This window comes from Kitasatospora sp. NPDC058243 (genome assembly GCF_042882025.1).
In the GTDB taxonomy this organism is placed as follows: domain Bacteria; phylum Actinomycetota; class Actinomycetes; order Streptomycetales; family Streptomycetaceae; genus Kitasatospora.
On sequence record NZ_JBHVWW010000090.1, the window covers coordinates 13,124 to 31,496 of the forward strand.

Annotated in this window: 10 protein-coding genes and 1 pseudogene; 7 read left to right on the forward strand and 4 right to left on the reverse strand. The window is 72.3% G+C overall.

Translation table 11 applies throughout. The features are described 5' to 3' along the window. Window positions 1-10 precede the first annotated feature (10 nt). Entirely contained in the window at window positions 11-2,692 is a 2,682-nt protein-coding gene (gene glgP / locus ACFVX9_RS36365; protein WP_063351130.1) for an alpha-glucan family phosphorylase, read from the reverse strand. Between the two features lie 1,008 nt (window positions 2,693-3,700). Between glgP and ACFVX9_RS36370 the strand changes: the two genes are divergently transcribed. From ACFVX9_RS36370 to glgB, 4 genes are all read left to right on the forward strand, one after another. Further along, window positions 3,701-5,656 carry an alpha-1,4-glucan--maltose-1-phosphate maltosyltransferase gene (locus ACFVX9_RS36370; protein WP_063351131.1) on the forward strand — a complete coding sequence of 652 codons (1,956 nt, stop codon included), beginning with the start codon at window positions 3,701-3,703 and terminating at the stop codon, window positions 5,654-5,656. Continuing rightward, complete coding sequence (gene treS / locus ACFVX9_RS36375; RefSeq protein WP_063347760.1) at window positions 5,653-7,377, forward strand: maltose alpha-D-glucosyltransferase; 1,725 nt, start codon at window positions 5,653-5,655, stop codon at window positions 7,375-7,377. The genes ACFVX9_RS36370 and treS overlap by 4 nt, the downstream gene beginning before the upstream one ends. A 241-nt stretch (window positions 7,378-7,618) precedes the next feature. Beyond that, window positions 7,619-9,109, forward strand: coding sequence for a phosphotransferase (locus ACFVX9_RS36380; protein ID WP_380336691.1), 1,491 nt, complete (start codon window positions 7,619-7,621; stop codon window positions 9,107-9,109). A gap of 113 nt (window positions 9,110-9,222) precedes the next feature. Continuing rightward, entirely contained in the window at window positions 9,223-11,589 is a 2,367-nt protein-coding gene (glgB, locus tag ACFVX9_RS36385) for a 1,4-alpha-glucan branching enzyme (RefSeq protein ID WP_380379095.1), read from the forward strand. 80 nt (window positions 11,590-11,669) lie between these two features. Here the strand turns inward: glgB and ACFVX9_RS36390 are convergent, their stop codons facing one another. Further along, entirely contained in the window at window positions 11,670-12,074 is a 405-nt protein-coding gene (locus ACFVX9_RS36390; RefSeq protein WP_380484386.1) for a type II toxin-antitoxin system VapC family toxin, read from the reverse strand. Further along, window positions 12,071-12,352, reverse strand: a complete 282-nt coding sequence (locus ACFVX9_RS36395; RefSeq protein WP_380380824.1) for a type II toxin-antitoxin system Phd/YefM family antitoxin — start codon at window positions 12,350-12,352, stop codon at window positions 12,071-12,073. The genes ACFVX9_RS36390 and ACFVX9_RS36395 overlap by 4 nt, the downstream gene beginning before the upstream one ends. Before the next feature lie 178 nt (window positions 12,353-12,530). Between ACFVX9_RS36395 and pta the strand changes: the two genes are divergently transcribed. The 3 genes from pta (at window position 12,531) to pyk (ending at window position 17,494) form a co-directional block, all read left to right on the forward strand. After that, window positions 12,531-14,684 carry a phosphate acetyltransferase gene (gene pta / locus ACFVX9_RS36400; protein ID WP_387986150.1) on the forward strand — a complete coding sequence of 718 codons (2,154 nt, stop codon included), beginning with the start codon at window positions 12,531-12,533 and terminating at the stop codon, window positions 14,682-14,684. A 73-nt stretch (window positions 14,685-14,757) separates the two neighbouring features. Further along, complete coding sequence (locus ACFVX9_RS36405; RefSeq protein WP_380380820.1) at window positions 14,758-15,972, forward strand: acetate kinase; 1,215 nt, start codon at window positions 14,758-14,760, stop codon at window positions 15,970-15,972. Between the two features lie 94 nt (window positions 15,973-16,066). After that, the gene (gene pyk / locus ACFVX9_RS36410) at window positions 16,067-17,494 is read left to right on the forward strand and encodes a pyruvate kinase (protein ID WP_063347766.1); all 1,428 of its coding nucleotides are present in this window, start codon (window positions 16,067-16,069) and stop codon (window positions 17,492-17,494) included. A 125-nt stretch (window positions 17,495-17,619) separates the two neighbouring features. Here the strand turns inward: pyk and ACFVX9_RS36415 are convergent. Continuing rightward, window positions 17,620-18,373 (reverse strand): annotated as a pseudogene (locus ACFVX9_RS36415) (hypothetical protein); the annotation flags it as partial.

Below are 18,373 nucleotides of genomic sequence, written 5' to 3' on the forward strand. Positions count from 1 at the left end.
CGGCAGGGCCTCACCGCAGCACCCCCGCGTCCATCCCCGACGACTCGGCGGGCAGGGCCACCAGCCCCAGCTCCGCCGGGGAGGCCAGCCGGGGGTGGGCCGGCAGCACCCGGACGGTGTAGCCGAACGGGCCGGTCCGGCCCAGCTCCAGCGAACCCTCGTAGCGGGTCCGGCCGTCCAGGTCGGACCCGCCGACCGGCTTGAGGGCGAGCACGCAGCCGTCCGAGATGCCGTCCGTCTCGTCCACCCGGCCGGACACCGCCTGCACCTCGACGTCGCCCGGCTCCAGCGCCCCGAGCGCGACCTGCACCCGCAGCGCCAGCGAGCTGCCCAGTTCCTGCGCCTCGTCCGGACAGTCCGCCTCGACGTGCTCGACCCGGACGGCCGGCCAGGCCTCCCGGACCTTCGCCTTCCAGGCCGCCAGCTCCAGGGCGCCGTGGTGCTCCGCCGCCGCCAGCTCCCGCTGGGCCAGCGCCGCCGGGGTGTACAGCCGTTCGACGTACTCGCGGACCATCCGCCCGGCCAGCACCTTGGGGCCGAGGGTGACGAGGGTGTGCCGGACCATGGCGATCCAGCGGTGCGGCAGCCCGTCCGTGCCCCGGTCGTAGAACCGGCCGGCGACCTGGTCCTCGATCAGGTCGTACAGCGCGGCGGCCTCGATGTCGTCGCGGCGCTCGGCCTCGCTGCTCTCCGGGTCGAGCACGCCGCCGGTCTCGTCGGCGGTGGGGATCGCCCAGCCGTTCTGGCCGTCGTACCACTCGTCCCACCAGCCGTCCAGGACGGACAGGTTGAGGCAGCCGTTGAGCGCGGCCTTCATCCCGGAGGTGCCGCAGGCCTCCAGCGGGCGCAGCGGGTTGTTCAGCCAGACGTCGCAGCCCGGGTAGAGGTGCCGGGCCATCGCCATGTCGTAGTCCGGCAGGAAGACGATCCGGTGCCGGACGGCCGGGTCGTCGGCGAAGGCGACCATCTGCTGGATCAGCCGCTTGCCGCCGTCGTCGGCCGGGTGGGCCTTGCCGGCGACCACGATCTGCACCGGCCGGACGGGGTGCAGCAGCAGGGCGCGCAGCCGGTCCGGGTCGCGCAGCATCAGCGTGAGCCGCTTGTACGAGGGCACCCGGCGGGCGAAGCCGATGGTGAGCACGTCGGGGTCGAGCACCGAGGAGACCCAGCCGAGTTCGGCCTCGCCGGCGCCGCGCTGGCGCCAGGAGTCGCGCAGCCGGCGGCGGGCCTCGTCGACCAGCTGGGCGCGCAGGCTGCGGCGCAGGTCCCAGATCTCGGTGTTGCCGATCCGCTCCAGGCCGGTCCAGCGCTTGGCGTCGCCGGTGGTCATGGCGTCCTCGGCGCGGTCGGCGCCGATCTCGGCGGCGCCGAGCCGCACGACCGCCGGGTCGATCCAGGTGGCGGCGTGGACGCCGTTGGTGACGGAGGTGATCGGCACCTCGGTGGCGTCGAAGCCGGGCCAGAGCCCGTTGAACATGGAGCGGCTGACCTCGCCGTGCAGGGTGGAGACCCCGTTGGCGCGCTGGGCGAGCCGCAGGCCCATGGCGGCCATGTTGAAGAGCTTCGGGTCCCCGCCGGGCCAGGTCTCGGCGCCGAGCGCGAGCACCGGTTCGACCGGGACGCCCGGCAGGGCGGCGTCGCCGCTGAAGTGGCGGGCGACCAGCTCGCGGTCGAAGCGGTCGATGCCGGCCGGGACGGGCGTATGGGTGGTGAACAGGGTGCCGGCCCGGACGGACTCCAGGGCGGCGGCGAAGTCCAGGCCGACGCTGTCGGGGCCGGGTGAGCCGGTGGCGACCAGCTCGCGGATCCGTTCGACGCCGAGGAAGCCCGCGTGGCCCTCGTTGGTATGGAACACCTCGGGGGCGGGGTGCCCGGTGAGCCGGCAGTAGGCGCGGACGGCGCGGACGCCGCCGATGCCGAGCAGCATCTCCTGGAGCAGCCGGTGCTCGCTGCCGCCGCCGTAGAGCCGGTCGGTGACGTCGCGCTCGGCGGGCGAGTTGGCCTCGATGTCGGAGTCGAGGAGCAGCAGCGGGACCCGTCCGACCTGGGCCTTCCAGATGTGCGCGGCCAGGGTGCGGCCGCCTGGCAGGGCGAGGTCGACCCGGCCGGGGGTGCCGTCGTCCTCCCGGAGCAGGCTGACCGCGAGTTCGTCCGGGTCGAGCAGCGGGTAGCGCTCCTGCTGCCAGCCGTCCCGGTTGAGGGACTGCCGGAAGTAGCCGTGCCGGTAGAACAGGCCGACGCCGATGATCGGGACACCGAGGTCGCTGGCGGCCTTGAGGTGGTCGCCGGCCAGGATGCCGAGCCCGCCGGAGTACTGCGGCAGCGCGGCGGCGATGCCGTACTCGGGGGAGAAGTAGGCGATGGCGGCGGGCGGCGGGGTGGTGCCGGCCTCCTGCTGGGCCTGGTACCAGCGCGGGCCGCTGAGGTACTCGCGCAGGTCGTCGGCGAGGTCGCCGAGTCTGCGCAGGAACCGCCGGTCGGCGGCGAGGGCGGCGAGCCGGGCGGCCGGGACCTCCCCGAGCAGCCGCACCGGGTCCTCGCCGGTCGCGGCCCAGACCTCCGGGTCCACGGACCGGAAGAGGTCCCTGGTCTCGGGGTGCCAGGACCAGCGCAGGTTGAGGGCCAGCTCGTGCAGCGGCTGGAGTTGTTCGGGCAGGACGGTGCGGACGGTGAATCTGCGGATTGCCTTCACGGCGTGAAGCGTAGCCGCGATGTCCGTCATGACAGTGCGTCAAGTGGGCTATTGGGCATCCGTTCGGCCTATTGATGAGATCGCATTCGGCGCATTGGTCTGCACGGGGGGCGCGCGCGGCGCACATTTCCGGGGTCCTGCGCTACCAATGCATGAACACTGCGGAACAGGTCCATTTCCGATGGCTCATCCGCTCAGGACAAAGCCCGAAACTACTGTCGTACCGCTGCAAAAGTCTTGTCCCCGGTGCGAGGATGACTCAAGGTCGTTGATGCTGCGGGGAGTGCGGCGGCGGGTGGCGTCCGCCTTGAAGCAGCACGTCCGAATCCTTTTCGCGTTGATCGTTCCCCTTCTTCTTAGCCCATTCGGCGCTCACCTCGCACCGACGCGTGTCCTCGTACTCGGCCTGCTCGTTCACGGGTCGACCGGGTCGCCCAGGGGCGTGCCCCTGGAGGCGCGCGCCGGGACGCGCGCGGCTCCAGGGCCTCCCGTCGAGGGCTCGGCGGGCGCCGGGCAGGTTGCCGGGGACGGCGGCGCGGGCAGGCTTCCGGTCGCACGTCCTCCCCACCCAGCAGTCCTCCCGGTACTCCCCTGGCCCATCCCCGGCCCGCGGGAGCTGCCGCCGATCTCGGGCAGGAGTTTGACATGCACGGCGACACGCGGGACCAGTCCACACCGGTGGCCGACAGCCACGACGCAGCGGTCGCGGAATCCGCCGGACGGATGGATTCTGACACTCGGACGGATCCGGCGATGCCGGCGCCGCGGGCCGCCGGGGCGGTCCGCACCGAGCCGGCCGAAGCGGCCCGACAACCCGGGGCCGAGGAGGGCCGGACCGCGGCACCGCTCAGGCGCACCACCACCACGCGCCGCGCCGCCGCCACCGCGAAGGCCACCGCCGACGCCGCCGGGACCGCCGGGACCACCGCCGAGGGCACCTCCGGCGCCGCGCCGCGCAAGGCCTCCGCCCGCAAGCCCGCCGCCCGCAAGACGACAGAGAGCGACACCGTGATCGGCCGCATCCCCGTCCTGGACGTCAGCCCCCTCGTCGACTCCGGCCGCCGCCCGGCCAAGGCCGTCGTCGGCGAGACCTTCCTGGTCACCGCGACCGTGTTCCGCGAGGGCCACGACGCCGTCAACGCCAACGTGGTGCTGCGCGACCCGCGCGGCCGCGGCGGCCCGTGGACGCCGATGCGCGAGCTGGCCGAGGGCACCGACCGCTGGGGCGCGCACGTCACCCCGACCGCGTCCGGCCGCTGGTCGTACCTGGTCGAGGCGTGGAGCGACCCGGTCGCCACCTGGCGCCGGACCGCCGCCGTGAAGCTGCCGGCCGGGATCGACACCGCGCTGGTCCTGGAGGACGGCGCCCGGCTGCTGGAGCAGGCCGCGGTCGGCGTGCCGAAGAAGGAGGGCCGCGCGCACGTGCTGGCCGCCGCCGACGCGCTGCGCGACCCCGGCCTGCCGCCGCTGTCCCGGCTGGCCGCCGCACTCGCCCCCGAGGTGCTGGACCTGCTGGCCCGGTACCCGCTGCGCGAACTGCTCAGCGCCTCCCGCCCGCTGCCGCTCCAGGTGGACCGCGAGCGCGCGCTGTACGGCTCCTGGTACGAGTTCTTCCCCCGCTCGGAGGGCGCGGTGGTGGATCCGGGCGGCGTCGAGCCGCCGCGTTCGGGCACCCTGCGCACCGCCGCCGAGCGGCTGCCGGCCGTCGCCGCGATGGGCTTCGACGTGGTCTACCTGCCGCCGGTGCACCCGATCGGACGAGCCTTCCGCAAGGGGCCGGACAACGCCCTGACGGCCGGTCCGCACGACGTCGGCTCGCCCTGGGCGATCGGCTCCCCCGAGGGCGGCCACGACGCCGTCCACCCCGACCTCGGCACGATCGAGGACTTCGACCACTTCGTCGCCGAGGCCGAGGCCCTGCACCTGGAGGTGGCGCTGGACTTCGCCCTCCAGTGCTCCCCCGACCACCCGTGGGTGAACAAGCACCCGGAATGGTTCAGCCACCGCGGGGACGGCACCATCGCGTACGCCGAGAACCCGCCGAAGAAGTACCAGGACATCTATCCGATCAACTTCGACCAGGACATGGAAGGAATCGTCAAGGAAACCATCCGGATCCTCCGGTTCTGGATGTCCCACGGCGTTCGGATCTTCCGGGTCGACAACCCGCACACCAAACCGGTGGCGTTCTGGGAGAAGGTGCTCGCCGACATCGCCCGCACCGACCCGGACGTCGTCTTCCTGGCGGAGGCCTTCACCCGGCCCGCGATGATGCACACCCTGGGGAAGATCGGTTTCCACCAGTCGTACACGTACTTCACCTGGCGCACCACCAAGCCGGAACTCACCGAGTACCTCACCGAACTCACCGGTGACGCCGCCGCCTACATGCGGCCCAACTTCTTCGCCAACACCCCGGACATCCTGCACGACTACCTCCAGCACGGCGGCCGCGCCGCGTTCGCGATCCGCGCCGTGCTCGCCGCCACCCTCGCCCCCAGCTACGGCGTCTACGCCGGCTTCGAGCTGTACGAGGACGAGCCGGCCCACCCCGGCTCCGAGGAGTACCTGCACTCGGAGAAGTACGAGCTGCGCCCCCGCGACTGGACCCGCACCGACTCCCTCGCCCCGCTGCTCACCGTGCTGAACCGGCTGCGCCGGCGCCACCCGGCCCTCCAGCAGCTGCGCAACCTGCGCTTCCACCCCACGGACAACGACCAGGTGCTCGCCTACTCCAAGACCGCGACCACCCCCGAGGGCCTCACCGACCAGGTCGTCACCGTGGTCAACCTCGACCCGCACCACGTCCAGGAGGCCACCGTCACCCTCGACGGCGACGGCCCGTACGCGGTGCACGACGAGCTCACCGGCGCCGTCTACACCTGGGGCCGGCACAACTACGTCCGGCTCGATCCCTCAGCCGAGCCGGCTCACCTCCTCACGGTTCGGAGGAACCCAGCGTGACTGTGAACGAGCCCGTCCCCGACACCTTCCCGGAGACCTCGAAGAAGAACCTGGACCCGGAGTGGTTCAAGCGTGCGGTCTTCTACGAGGTGCTGGTGCGGTCCTTCCAGGACAGCAACGGCGACGGGGTCGGGGACCTGAAGGGGCTCACCACCAAACTCGACTACCTGCAGTGGCTCGGGGTCGACTGCCTCTGGCTCCCGCCGTTCTTCGCCTCGCCGCTGCGCGACGGCGGGTACGACGTGGCCGACTACAAGTCGGTGCTGCCGGAGTTCGGCGACCTCGCCGACTTCATGGAGTTCGTCGACGCCGCGCACGCCCGCGGCATGCGCGTGATCATCGACTTCGTCATGAACCACACCAGCGACCAGCACCCGTGGTTCCAGGCCTCCCGGACGGACCCGGACGGCCCGTACGGCGACTTCTACATGTGGGCCGACGACGACAAGCAGTACCCGGACGCCCGGATCATCTTCGTCGACACCGAGACCTCCAACTGGACCTACGACCCGGTCCGCAAGCAGTACTTCTGGCACCGGTTCTTCTCCCACCAGCCGGACCTCAACTACGACAACCCCCGCGTCCAGCAGGAGATGATCGCCGGACTGCGGTTCTGGCTCGACCTCGGCATCGACGGCTTCCGGCTGGACGCGGTGCCGTACCTGTTCGCCCGCGAGGGCACCAACTGCGAGAACCTGCCGGAGACCCACGAGTTCCTCCAGCGGGTCCGCAAGGAGATCGACGCCGACTACCCCGACACCGTGCTGCTGGCCGAGGCCAACCAGTGGCCCGAGGACGTCGTCGACTACTTCGGCGACTTCACCGCGGGCGGCGACGAGTGCCACATGGCCTTCCACTTCCCGGTGATGCCCCGGATCTTCATGGCCGTGCGGCGGGAGTCCCGTTACCCGGTGTCGGAGATCCTCAGCAAGACCCCGCAGATCCCCGGCGGCTGCCAGTGGGGCATCTTCCTGCGCAACCACGACGAGCTGACCCTGGAGATGGTCACCGACGAGGAGCGCGACTACATGTACGCGGAGTACGCCAAGGACCCCCGGATGCGCGCCAACGTGGGCATCCGCCGCCGGCTCGCCCCGCTGCTGGAGAACGACCGCAACCAGATCGAGCTGTTCACCGCCCTGCTGTTCTCGCTGCCCGGCTCGCCGGTCCTCTACTACGGGGACGAGATCGGCATGGGCGACAACATCTGGCTGGGCGACCGGGACGGCGTGCGCACGCCGATGCAGTGGACCCCGGACCGCAACGCGGGTTTCTCCTCCGCCGACCCGGGCAGGCTCAGTCTGCCGCCCATCATGGACCCGGTGTACGGCTACCAGGTGACCAACGTCGAGGCGCAGCAGAGCAGTTCGAGCTCGCTGCTGCACTGGACGCGTCGCATGATCGAGATCCGCAAGCTCAATCCGGCGTTCGGCCTCGGCACGTACACCGAACTGCCCTCCAGCAACCCCGCCGTGCTGGCCTTCGTGCGCGAACACGAGGGGGACCTGGTCATGTGCGTGAACAACTTCTCGCGGTTCGCGCAGCCGACCGAGCTGGACCTGCGGCAGTACGGCGGACGGTACCCGGTCGAGCTGATCGGCGGGGTGCGCTTCCCCTCCATCGGCGAGTGGCCCTACCTGCTCACGCTGGCCGGCCACGGCTTCTACTGGTTCCAGCTCCGGCAGCCACCGCGGCTGAGCGGGACCAGGCGCTCGAAGTAACGATCCGCCACACCCTGCCACACAGCACCACCAGACCCTCCGGGGGCGCGAGTTGAACCCCTGCGCCCCCGGAGTTCTCTGCACCGCCGCGTACGGAGAACAGCCCAACGGCCACCCACACGAAGGCGTGACACCTGAGCCCCGCTCGCGTGCCGCCGCCGCCGCGCCGCCGAAATCCGGAAGACTGACGGACCCGGCCAGACCCGTCGGGCAGTCCGCCCGCTTCCGGGGAAAGGGAGTCATGTCCGAAACCTCCCGTTCTCAAGCCCATGTGCAGCAGGATGCCCCCGCCGACCCCGCCGCACCGGCGGGCGCGCGGAGCACCGGGGCCCGGAGAGCCGCCCTGGGGGTCAGCGAACTCGTCCAGGCCGCGCTGCCGCTGATCGCCGAGTGGCTCCCCACCCAGCGGTGGTACGCCGGAAAGGGACGGCCCATCACCGGCCTCACCCCGATGGTCGGAACCCCGCTCCAGGTCGGCGACCCCGCCCTGCTGCACCTGCTGCTGCGGGTCGAGCACGCCACCACGGTCGGCGCCCCGCACGGCGACATCTACCAACTCCTGCTCGGCATCCGCTCGGACGGGCACGCGGACATCGAGCCCAGCGCCGTGCTCGGCCGGCTCAGCCAGGGCCCGTACGACGGCGCGGCGCTCTACGACGCCGTCCACGACCCCGAACTCACCGGGCGGCTGCTGGAACACCTCGCCACCGGCGACCGGTTCGGCTCGCTGTCCTTCCGCCGCACCCCCGGCTCCGGGCTCCCCGCCAACCTCCCCGGCCGCGCCTCCACCGCCGAGCAGTCCAACAGCTCGGTCATCTACGGCACCTCGTACATCCTCAAGCTGTTCCGCCGCATCCACCCCGGCACCAACCCCGACCTCGAACTCTCCCTCGCCCTCTCCCGGGCCGGCTCCACCCGGATCCCCCGGGTCGCCGCCTGGTTCGAGAGCCGGCTGGAACGCGCCGAACCCGCCACCCTCGGGCTGCTCCAGCGCTACCTGCCGGACGCCGAGGACGGCTGGGAGCTCGCCCTCGACCAGGTCGGCCGGCTCAAGGGCGACCCCTCCCCCGGCAACTTCGCCATCGAGGCCCACCGGCTCGGCCGGGCCACCGCCGAAGTCCACCGGGTCCTGGCCCGCTCGATGCCGGTCGCCCGGCTCGACCGCGCCCAGACCAGCCGGCTCGCCACCACCATGGCCGACCGGCTGGACAGCGCCGTCGCCGCCGTCCCCGGCCTGCTGCGCTACCGGGCCGCACTGCGCACCGCCTTCCAGCAACTCGCCGACGCCCACCCCGACGGCCTGCCCGTCCAGCGCATCCACGGCGACCTGCACCTCGGACAGGCCATGCGCACCCCGCACGGCTGGGTGCTGCTGGACTTCGAGGGCGAACCCGCCAAATCCGTCAACGAACGCCGCGAACCGCAGCCCGCGCTGCGCGACGTCGCCGCGATGCTCCGCTCCTTCGACTACGCGGCCGCCCACCTGCTGGCCGGCGGCCCGGTCGACCCGGAACTCGCCCACCTCGCCGCCGCCTGGGCCCAGCGCAACCGCACCGCCTTCTGCGCCGGCTACACCGCCGGCGGCGGCGCCGACCCGGCGGCCTCACCGGAGCTGATGCGGGCCCTGGAGATCGACAAGGCGGTGTACGAGGTCGTGTACGAGGCCCGGCACCGGCCGAGCTGGCTGCCGATCCCGCTCGCCGCGATCAACCGGCTCGCCCTCACCGTCTGACCGCCCCGGCCCCGCCCGCACCCCCCTGCCCTGCCCGCATCCCCTGCCCCACCCGCACCCCCGGTTCCGCCGCCCTGGAGTTAGCCCACCCCCCGTCGCAGGAGGACCCAGCCGTGACGCCGCTCGACCCGCCCGGCCGCACCACCCGCCCCGTCCCGGCCACCTTCCTGGCCGGCCCGGACTCGCCCCGGCCCGAGCCCGTCCCGGCCGAGGAGTCCGCGCCGGCCGGCGATCCCGTGCCGGTCGCGGAGTCCGCACCGGTCACGGCTCCGCCCACGGCCTCGCTGCGCCTGCCCGAGGCGCCGCTGCCGCCGTCCGAGGTGGACCGGCTGGTCGGCGGGCAGCACCACGACCCGCACGCCCTGCTCGGCGCGCACCCGGTGCACGGCGGCACCGCGATCCGGGTGCTGCGCCCGTTCGCCGAGCGGGTGGTCGTCGAGACCACCCAGGGCCCGGCCGAACTCACCCATCAGCAGGGCGGGTTGTTCACCGGGCTGGTGGCCGGCGCCGACACCGTGGACTACCGGCTGCTGGTGACCTACCCCGGCGGCGAGCCGCTGGCCCAGCACGACGGCTACCGCACCCCGCCCACTCTCGGCGAACTCGACCTGCACCTGATCTCCGAAGGCCGGCACGAGCAGCTGTGGCAGGCCCTCGGCTCGCACGTGCGCACCGTCGACGGCGTCGCCGGCACCGCCTTCGCGGTCTGGGCGCCGAACGCCGTCGGCGTCCGGCTGATCGGCGACTTCAACCACTGGGACGGCACCGGGCACCCGATGCGCTCGCTCGGCTCGTCCGGCATCTGGGAGCTCTTCGTCCCGGGCCTCGCCGAGGGCGCCGCGTACAAGTACGAGATCCACACCCGGCAGGGCTGGGTGCTCGACAAGGCCGACCCGCTCGCCCGGGCCGCCCAGTGCCCGCCCGCCACCGCCTCGGTCGTCACCTCCTCCGACCACCGCTGGCAGGACGGCGAGTGGATGGCCCGCCGGGCCCGCGCCGCGCACCACCGGGCGCCGATGTCCGTCTACGAGCTGCACCTGGCCTCCTGGCGGCCCGACCTCACCAGCTACCGCGCCATCGCCGAGGAACTGCCGCGCTACCTCAAGGAGTTGAACTTCACCCACGTGGAGTTCATGCCGGTCATGGAGCACCCCTTCGGCGGCTCCTGGGGCTACCAGGTGTCCGGCTACTACGCCCCCACCGCCCGGCTCGGCAGCCCCGACGACTTCCGCCACCTGGTCGACACCCTGCACCGGCACGGCATCGGCGTGATCGTCGACTGGGTGCCCGCCCACTTCCCCAAGGACGCCTTCGCGCTCGCCCGCTTCGACGGCGAGCCGCTGTACGAGCCGGCCGACCCGCTGCGCGCCGAGCACCCCGACTGGGGAACCCTGGAGTTCGACTACGGCCGCACGGAGGTGCGCAACTTCCTCGTCGCCAACGCGGTCTACTGGTGCGAGGAGTTCCACATCGACGGCCTGCGGGTGGACGCCGTCGCCTCGATGCTCTACCTCGACTACTCCCGCGAGGGCGGCGCCTGGACGCCCAACCAGCACGGCGGCCGGGAGAACCCGGACGCGGCCGCGTTCCTGCAGGAGATGAACGCCACCGTCTACCGGCGCTGCCCCGGCGTGGTCACCATCGCCGAGGAGTCCACCGCCTGGGACGGCGTCACCCGCCCCACCGACGCCGGCGGCCTCGGCTTCGGGCTCAAGTGGAACATGGGCTGGATGCACGACTCGCTGGTCTACATGTCCAAGGAGCCGGTGCACCGCAAGTTCCACCACAACGAGATCACCTTCTCGATGGTGTACGCCTACTCGGAGAACTACGTCCTGCCGATCTCGCACGACGAGGTGGTGCACGGCAAGCAGGCGCTGGTCTCCAAGATGCCCGGCGACTGGTGGCAGCAGCGCGCCAACCACCGCGCCTACCTGGGCTTCATGTGGTCCCACCCGGGCAAGCAACTGCTCTTCATGGGACAGGAGTTCGCCCAGGGCGCGGAATGGGACCACGAGCAGGGCCCGCAGTGGTGGGTGCTCGACGAGCAGTGGCCCGCCCACCAGGACCACCACGGCGTCCGCCGGCTGGTCCGCGACCTCAACCGGCACTACCTGGACACCCCCGCCCTCTGGGAACGGGACACCACCCCGGACGGCTTCCGCTGGCTCGACGGCGGCGCCGCCGAGGACAACCTGCTCTCCTTCGTCCGGTACGCGGCCGACGGCTCGCCGCTGGTCGCGGTCTGCAACTTCTCCCCCGTCGTCCGGCACGGCCACCGGGTCGGCCTGCCCGACCTGGACGGCCGCGACCAGCTGTGGGAGGAACTGCTCAACACCGACGCCGAGGCCTACGGCGGCGGCGGCATCGGCAACTCCCACCCGGTCAAGGCCGAACCGACCCCCTGGCACGACCAGCCCCGCTCCGCCGAACTGGTCCTCCCCCCGCTCGCCACCCTCTGGCTCCGCCCGGCCCGCTGAGGGCCTGAGCACCTGAGTGTCTGAGGGCCTGAGCGTCTGAGGGCCTGAGCGTCTGAGGGCCTGCCCGGCCGGGCAGGCCCTCAGCTCGGTGCCGACACCGGGAAGCCGAGGTCCTCCGCGGCCCTGCCCAGCTCGCGGTCGTAGGTGATGAACTCGGTCAGCTCCGTGCGGAACGGGTCCGCGCTGGCCAGGTGCAACGCGTCCAGCGAGCCGAGGCGCGGAGTGCGGTAGGAGAGCGCCCGGGCGAGCACCGCGCTGCTGAGGTCGACCTGGTGGCTGCCCCGGAGCGCCTGGTCCACGTAGTAGGGGACCTGCTGGTGGGCCAGGCCCGCGCGGAGCAGGGTGCGGGTGATCTCCAGCCGGGCCAGCGCGCTGGTGATCAGCTCGGTCCCGGCGGGCAGCGCCTGCCGCCACGCCCGCAGTGCGGCCGTCTCCGGCTCCGGCTTGATGCACTTCAGCAGCGCGCAGGAGTCGAGGTAGATCAACGGTTCCGCTCCCGTTCGCGGTCTTCCACCAGCAGGTCCGAGAGGCTGCTGATGTCCGGCAGCAGGTCGAGGGCCAGCTCGGGCATGCCCTCCTCGGCGGGCGGGGTGACCTCGCCGGCCGCGATCATGCGTTCGAGGGTCGTCGCCGGGGGTTCCTCCGGCACCAGTCTCAGCACGGGCCGCCCGCGGTCGGTGACGACGATCGTCGCGCCGGCCCGGACCCGCGCGACCGCCTTGGACGGGTTCTGGTTGAGCTCACGCAGTCCCATGGTCTCCATGCCTTCCAATGTAACTACATCATGTAGGTACATCAAGGGCGGGCCGCGGCGCAAACCCCGAGCCCAGGACGTTCAGCCCTTGCCCCCGCCGGGCCGCTCTGCTCGCGGACGCCCGTTCGTGGTGCGAAGGTATGGTCGATATGGCCATATTCCGAGACGACGGGACGGAGACACCCACGTGGCGCGCAGCGTGTACGTGACCGGTATCGACCGGGGGGACGGCCGGCAGGCGGTCGAACTCGGGGTCATGGAACTGCTCACCCGCCAGGTGGACCGGGTCGGGGTGTTCCGGCCGCTGGTGCACGCGCACGCGGGGGCGCCTGCCGGCCGCCAGGCCGGGGGCGAGCCGGGCTCGGACCACGTGGTGGAGCTGCTGCGCGGCCGGTACCGGATCGACCTGCCGAGTTCCGAGCTGTACGGGCTCAGCTACGAGGAGGCCGCCGCGCTGCAGGCCGCCCGCGGGCAGGACGAGCTGGTCTCCACCCTGGTCGACCGCTTCCGCGCGCTGGAGCGGCGCTGCCAGGCGGTGCTGGTGCTCGGCACCGACTTCGCCGACACCAACATCCCGGACGAACTGGCCTTCAACGCCCGGCTGGCCAACGAGTTCGGCGCCGCCGTGCTGCCGGTGGTCGGCGGGCACGCCGAGGACCCGGAGGCCGTCATCGCCGAGGTCCGCAACGCCCACCGGGCGTTCACCGACCTGGGCTGCGAGACCCTGGCGATGATCGCCAACCGGGTCACCCCGGGTGCCAAGCAGCGGATCCAGCGCAAGCTCACCGAGAAGCTGCCGATCCCCGCCTACGTCATCCCGGAGGAGCCGGCGCTGGCCGCGCCGACCGTCGCCCAGCTGGTCGAGACGACCGGCGCCGAGGTCCTGCTCGGGGACGCCGCCGGCCTGGCCCGGGACGTCCGCGGCTTCGTCTTCGGCGGCGCCATGCTGCCCACCTTCCTGGACGCCCTGACCGAGGGCGCCCTGGTCGTCACCCCCGGGGACCGCGCCGACCTGGTGATCGGCTCGCTGGCCGCGCACGCCGCCGGCGCCCCGCCGATCGCCGGCGTGCTGCTGACGCTCGGCCAGCACCCCGGCCCGAACGTGATGGCGCTGGCCGCCCGGCTCGCCCCCGGCACCCCGGTCGCGGTCGTCCCGGAGGGCAGCTGGCCGACCGCCGCGACCCTCACCCACCTGGAGGGCAAGCTCACCGCGGCCAGTCCGCGGAAGGCCGAGATCGCCCTCGGACTGTTCGAACTGCACGTCGACACGGCCGAGTTGACCAACCTGATCGAGGTCGGCCGGTCCGAACGCGTCACCCCGATGATGTTCGAGCACGAGCTGCTGGAGCGGGCCCGGGCGAGCCGGCGGCACGTCGTCCTGCCGGAGGGCACCGAGGAGCGGGTGCTGCGCGCGGCCGAGATCCTGCTGCGCCGCAACATCTGCGACCTCACCCTGCTCGGCGAGGCCGACGCGGTGCGCCGCAAGGCCGCGGGCCTCGGCATCGACCTCCCGCAGGAACAGCCGGGCGGCGACCGCGCCCAGGTCCGGATCGTCGACCCGACCACCAGCCCGCTGCGCCGCCAGTTCGCCGAGCTGTACGCCCGGCTGCGCGCCCACAAGGGGATGACCGTCGAGCTGGCGCTGGACGTGGTCACCGACGTCTCGTACTTCGGCACCCTGATGGTCCAGGAGGGCATCGCGGACGGCATGGTCTCCGGCGCGGTGCACTCCACCGCCGCGACCATCCGGCCTGCCTTCGAGGTGATCAAGACCTCGCCGGGCGCGGCCATCGTGTCGAGCGTCTTCTTCATGTGCCTGGCCGACAAGGTGCTGGTGTACGGCGACTGCGCGGTCAACCCCGACCCGGACGCCCAGCAGCTGGCCGACATCGCGATCCAGTCCGCCGCCACCGCCGCCCAGTTCGGGGTGGAGCCGCGGGTCGCGATGCTCTCGTACTCGACCGGCACCTCCGGCTCCGGCGCGGACGTCGACAAGGTCCGCAAGGCCACCGAGCTGGTCCGCGAGCTGCGGCCGGACATCCTGGTCGAGGGCCCGATCCAGTACGACGCGGCGGTGGACGCCCACGTCGCGGCCACCAAGCTGCCGGGCTCCGCGGTGGCGGGCCGGGCGACCGTGCTGATCTTCCCGGACCTCAACACCGGCAACAACACCTACAAGGCGGTCCAGCGCTCGGCGGGCGCGGTTGCGGTCGGCCCCGTCCTCCAGGGCCTGCGCAAGCCCGTCAACGACCTCTCGCGCGGCGCGCTGGTCCAGGACATCGTCAACACCGTCGCGATCACCGCCATCCAGGCCCAGGACGAGAAGGAGCCGAAGGCATGAGTGGGCGCAGCGAGCGAATCATCAAGAGGTGCGCGTTTCGCGAAGCGACCGCCGAGCGCAGCGAGGTGGCCGCATGAGCGATGGAACGCGCGTTCTCGTGCTGAACGCCGGCTCCTCGTCGGTGAAGTACCAGCTGATCGACATGCTGGACGGTGCCCGGCTGGCCTCCGGCCTGGTGGAGCGGATCGGCGAGCCCGGCGGGCGGCTGGTGCACACCCCGCACGCGGGCGGGCCGCGCGAGCTGCCGCAGCTCTTCCCGGACCACTCCGCCGCCCTGAAGGCCGTCGCCGAGGAGCTGGCCGCCGACGGCCTCGGACTGGACTCCCCCGAGCTGGCCGCGATCGGCCACCGGGTGGTGCACGGCGGCAAGCGGTTCACCGAGCCGACCGTGGTCACCGACGACGTGCTCAAGGAGATCCGCCGGCTGATCCCGGTCGCGCCGCTGCACAACCCGGCCAACATCACCGGCATCGAGGTGGCCCGCGCGCTGCGCCCGGACCTCCCCCAGGTGGCCGTCTTCGACACCGCCTTCCACGCCTCGATGCCGGAGTTCTCGGCCCGGTACGCGATCGACAAGGCCGTGGCCGACGAGCACCGGGTACGCCGCTACGGCTTCCACGGCACCTCGCACCAGTACGTCTCGCGGGCCACCGCCCGGCTGCTCGGCAAGGACCCGGCCGAGGTGAACGTGATCGTGCTGCACCTGGGCAACGGCGCCTCCGCCTCGGCGGTCGCCGGCGGTCGCTGCCTGGACACCTCGATGGGCCTGACCCCGCTGGAGGGCCTGGTCATGGGCACCCGTTCGGGCGACATCGACGCCGGTGTGGTGTTCCACCTGCACCGGGTGGGCGGGCTGTCGATCGACGAGATCGACGACCTGCTCAACCGCCGCAGCGGTCTGCGCGGCCTGTGCGGCGACAACGACATGCGCGAGATCATGCGCCGGGCCGAGGCCGGGGACGCCGACGCGAAGCTCGCCTTCGACGCGTACATCCACCGGCTGCGCAAGTACATCGGCGGCTACTACGCCGTACTCGGCCGGGTGGACGCGATCGCGTTCACCGCGGGCGTCGGGGAGAACGCGGCGCCGGTGCGCGCGGCGGCCACCGCCGGGCTGGACGAACTGGGCATCGCGGTCGACCCCGAGCTGAACTCGGTGCGCTCCGGCGAGGCCCGGATCATCTCGCCCGCGTACGCCCGGGTGGCGGTCGCCGTGGTGCCCACCGACGAGGAACTGGAGATCGCCCGACAGGCCTTCGCCCTGGTCCACCGGCCGTCCGGGGACTGACTGGACGCCGTCTCGCCCCTCGGGATCCTTCGTTGGCGATTCCTCACGATTCGTGCCGAATGCACCTATAACACGAACGGATAGACTGATCCATATGCGCCGAGCGAAAATTGTCTGCACCCTGGGTCCGGCGACGGACTCCTACGAACAGCTGAAGGCCATCGTCGAGGCGGGCATGAACGTCGCCCGACTGAACATGAGCCACGGCAACCACGCGGACCACGAGGAGCGGTACCGCAAGGTCCGCCAGGTCTCGGAGGACACCGGCAAGGCCATCGGCGTCCTGGCCGACCTCCAGGGTCCCAAGATCCGTCTGGCGACCTTCGCCAACGGCCCGGTGACCGTCGACAACGGCGACGAGTTCACCATCACCACCGAGGACGTCCCCGGTGACCAGCACATCTGCGGCACCACCTACAAGGGCCTGCCCGGCGACGTCAAGCCCGGCGACCCGATCCTGATCAACGACGGCGTCATCGCCCTGGAGGTCGTCAGCGTCGACGGCCCGCGGGTGAAGACCGTGGTGATCGAGGGCGGCGTGCTCTCGAACAACAAGGGCATCAACCTGCCCGGCGCGGCCGTGAACGTGCCCGCCCTGTCCGAGAAGGACAAGGACGACCTGCGCTTCTCGCTGCGCCTGGGCGTCGACATGGTCGCCCTGTCCTTCGTCCGCAACGCGGACGACGTCAAGGACGTCCACGAGGTCATGGACGAGGTCGGCATCCGCGTGCCGGTCATCGCCAAGATCGAGAAGCCGCAGGCCGTCGAGGCCATGGAGGAGATCGTCCTCGCCTTCGACGCCATCATGGTCGCCCGCGGCGACCTGGCCGTCGAGTACCCGCTGGAGCGGGTGCCGCTGGTCCAGAAGCAGCTGATCACGCTGGCCCGCCGCAACGCCAAGCCCGTCATCGTCGCCACCCAGATGATGGAGTCGATGATCCACGCCTCGCGCCCCACCCGCGCCGAGGTCTCCGACGTCGCCAACGCCATCCTGGACGGCACCGACGCGGTCATGCTGTCCGCCGAGTCGAGCGTCGGCAAGTACCCGATCGAGACCGTCCGCACCATGAGCCGGATCGCCGAGAGGGCCGAGGAGGAGCTGCTGTCCCAGGGCCTCCAGCCGCTCAACCCGGGCCGCAAGCCGCGCACCCAGGGCGGCTCGATCGCCCGCGCCGCGTGCGAGCTGGGCGACTTCCTGAACGGCCAGGCGCTGGTCGCGTTCACCAAGTCCGGTGACACCGCCCGCCGCCTGTCCCGCTACCGTTCGCCGATCCCGGTGATCGCGTTCACCCCGGACGTCGCCACCCGCAACCAGCTCTCGCTGAGCTGGGGCGTCGAGGCGCACGTCACCGAGCAGGTCGGGTCCACCGACGCGATGGTCGCCCAGGTCGACCGCGAGCTGCTCAGCATGGGCCAGCTCGCCGAGGGCGCGACCGTCATCGTCACCGCCGGCTCGCCCCCCGGCATCCCCGGCAACACCAACATGGTCCAGGTGCACCACCTGGGCACCCGGGGCGAGTAACACCCCCGTGGCACCGACGCCCGTGGGGCGGTCCTCCGGTGGAGGGCCGCCCCACGGGCGTTCTCGCGACGTCGCCGCCGCCGTGGCGCGACTGCCGGTCGCCTACTCGTCGCCGTACGGCGCGTCTACTTGTCGCTGTACGGCGCGTCGTCGTTGAACAGGCGCATGCCGGGGATGGTCAGCGTGCCGCCGAACTGGCCGGCCTGCTTGGCGGTGACCCCGGTCAGCTCCAGGTCCAGCGGGATCGGGATCGAGCCGATCAGGTCGTACAGCCAGCGCGGCAGGGTGTCCGGGGTGAGCGTGATCTCGCCCAGGTCGATCGGGATCGGCAGGCCGAGCACCTTGGAGAGGTGGCCGGACAACCGCTCCACGTACATCGTGACCGGGCCCTTGCGCATGGTCGAGGTCGAGCCGGGGGCGCCCTTCACGTGGAAGGTCTTGCCGTTGCCCTGCAACGTCGACATGTCGAGGTTGTCGATGTCGACGGTGTCCACCACGAACTTCAGCACCCGCTTGGTGCCGGTCGGGGTCCGCACGTCGTAGACGCCGTGGAAGGCCGCGCCGTGCAGCGCCAGCCGGCTGGTCGCCAGCGTCCAGTTCTGCTGCGGGACGACGTCCCCGGTGGCGGGCGCGCCGGCGGTCAGGCCGCTGGCGTCCACCGCGCAGTCGGGGTTGGCGCTCGGCGAGGACGACGGGGTGTCGGTGGCGGCCCCGGACGGGGTGGCGGGGGCCGTCTTCGGGCTCGCCTTGCCGCTCGGCTTCCCCGTGGTGGCGCCGGCCGGGCCACCGGCGGCGGGGGCCGTCGCGGCGGGCGAGGCCTGGTCGCCCGCCGGGGTCTGCTCGCCGCCGCTGCCGGCGGCGGGCGGCGGGGTGCCGGGC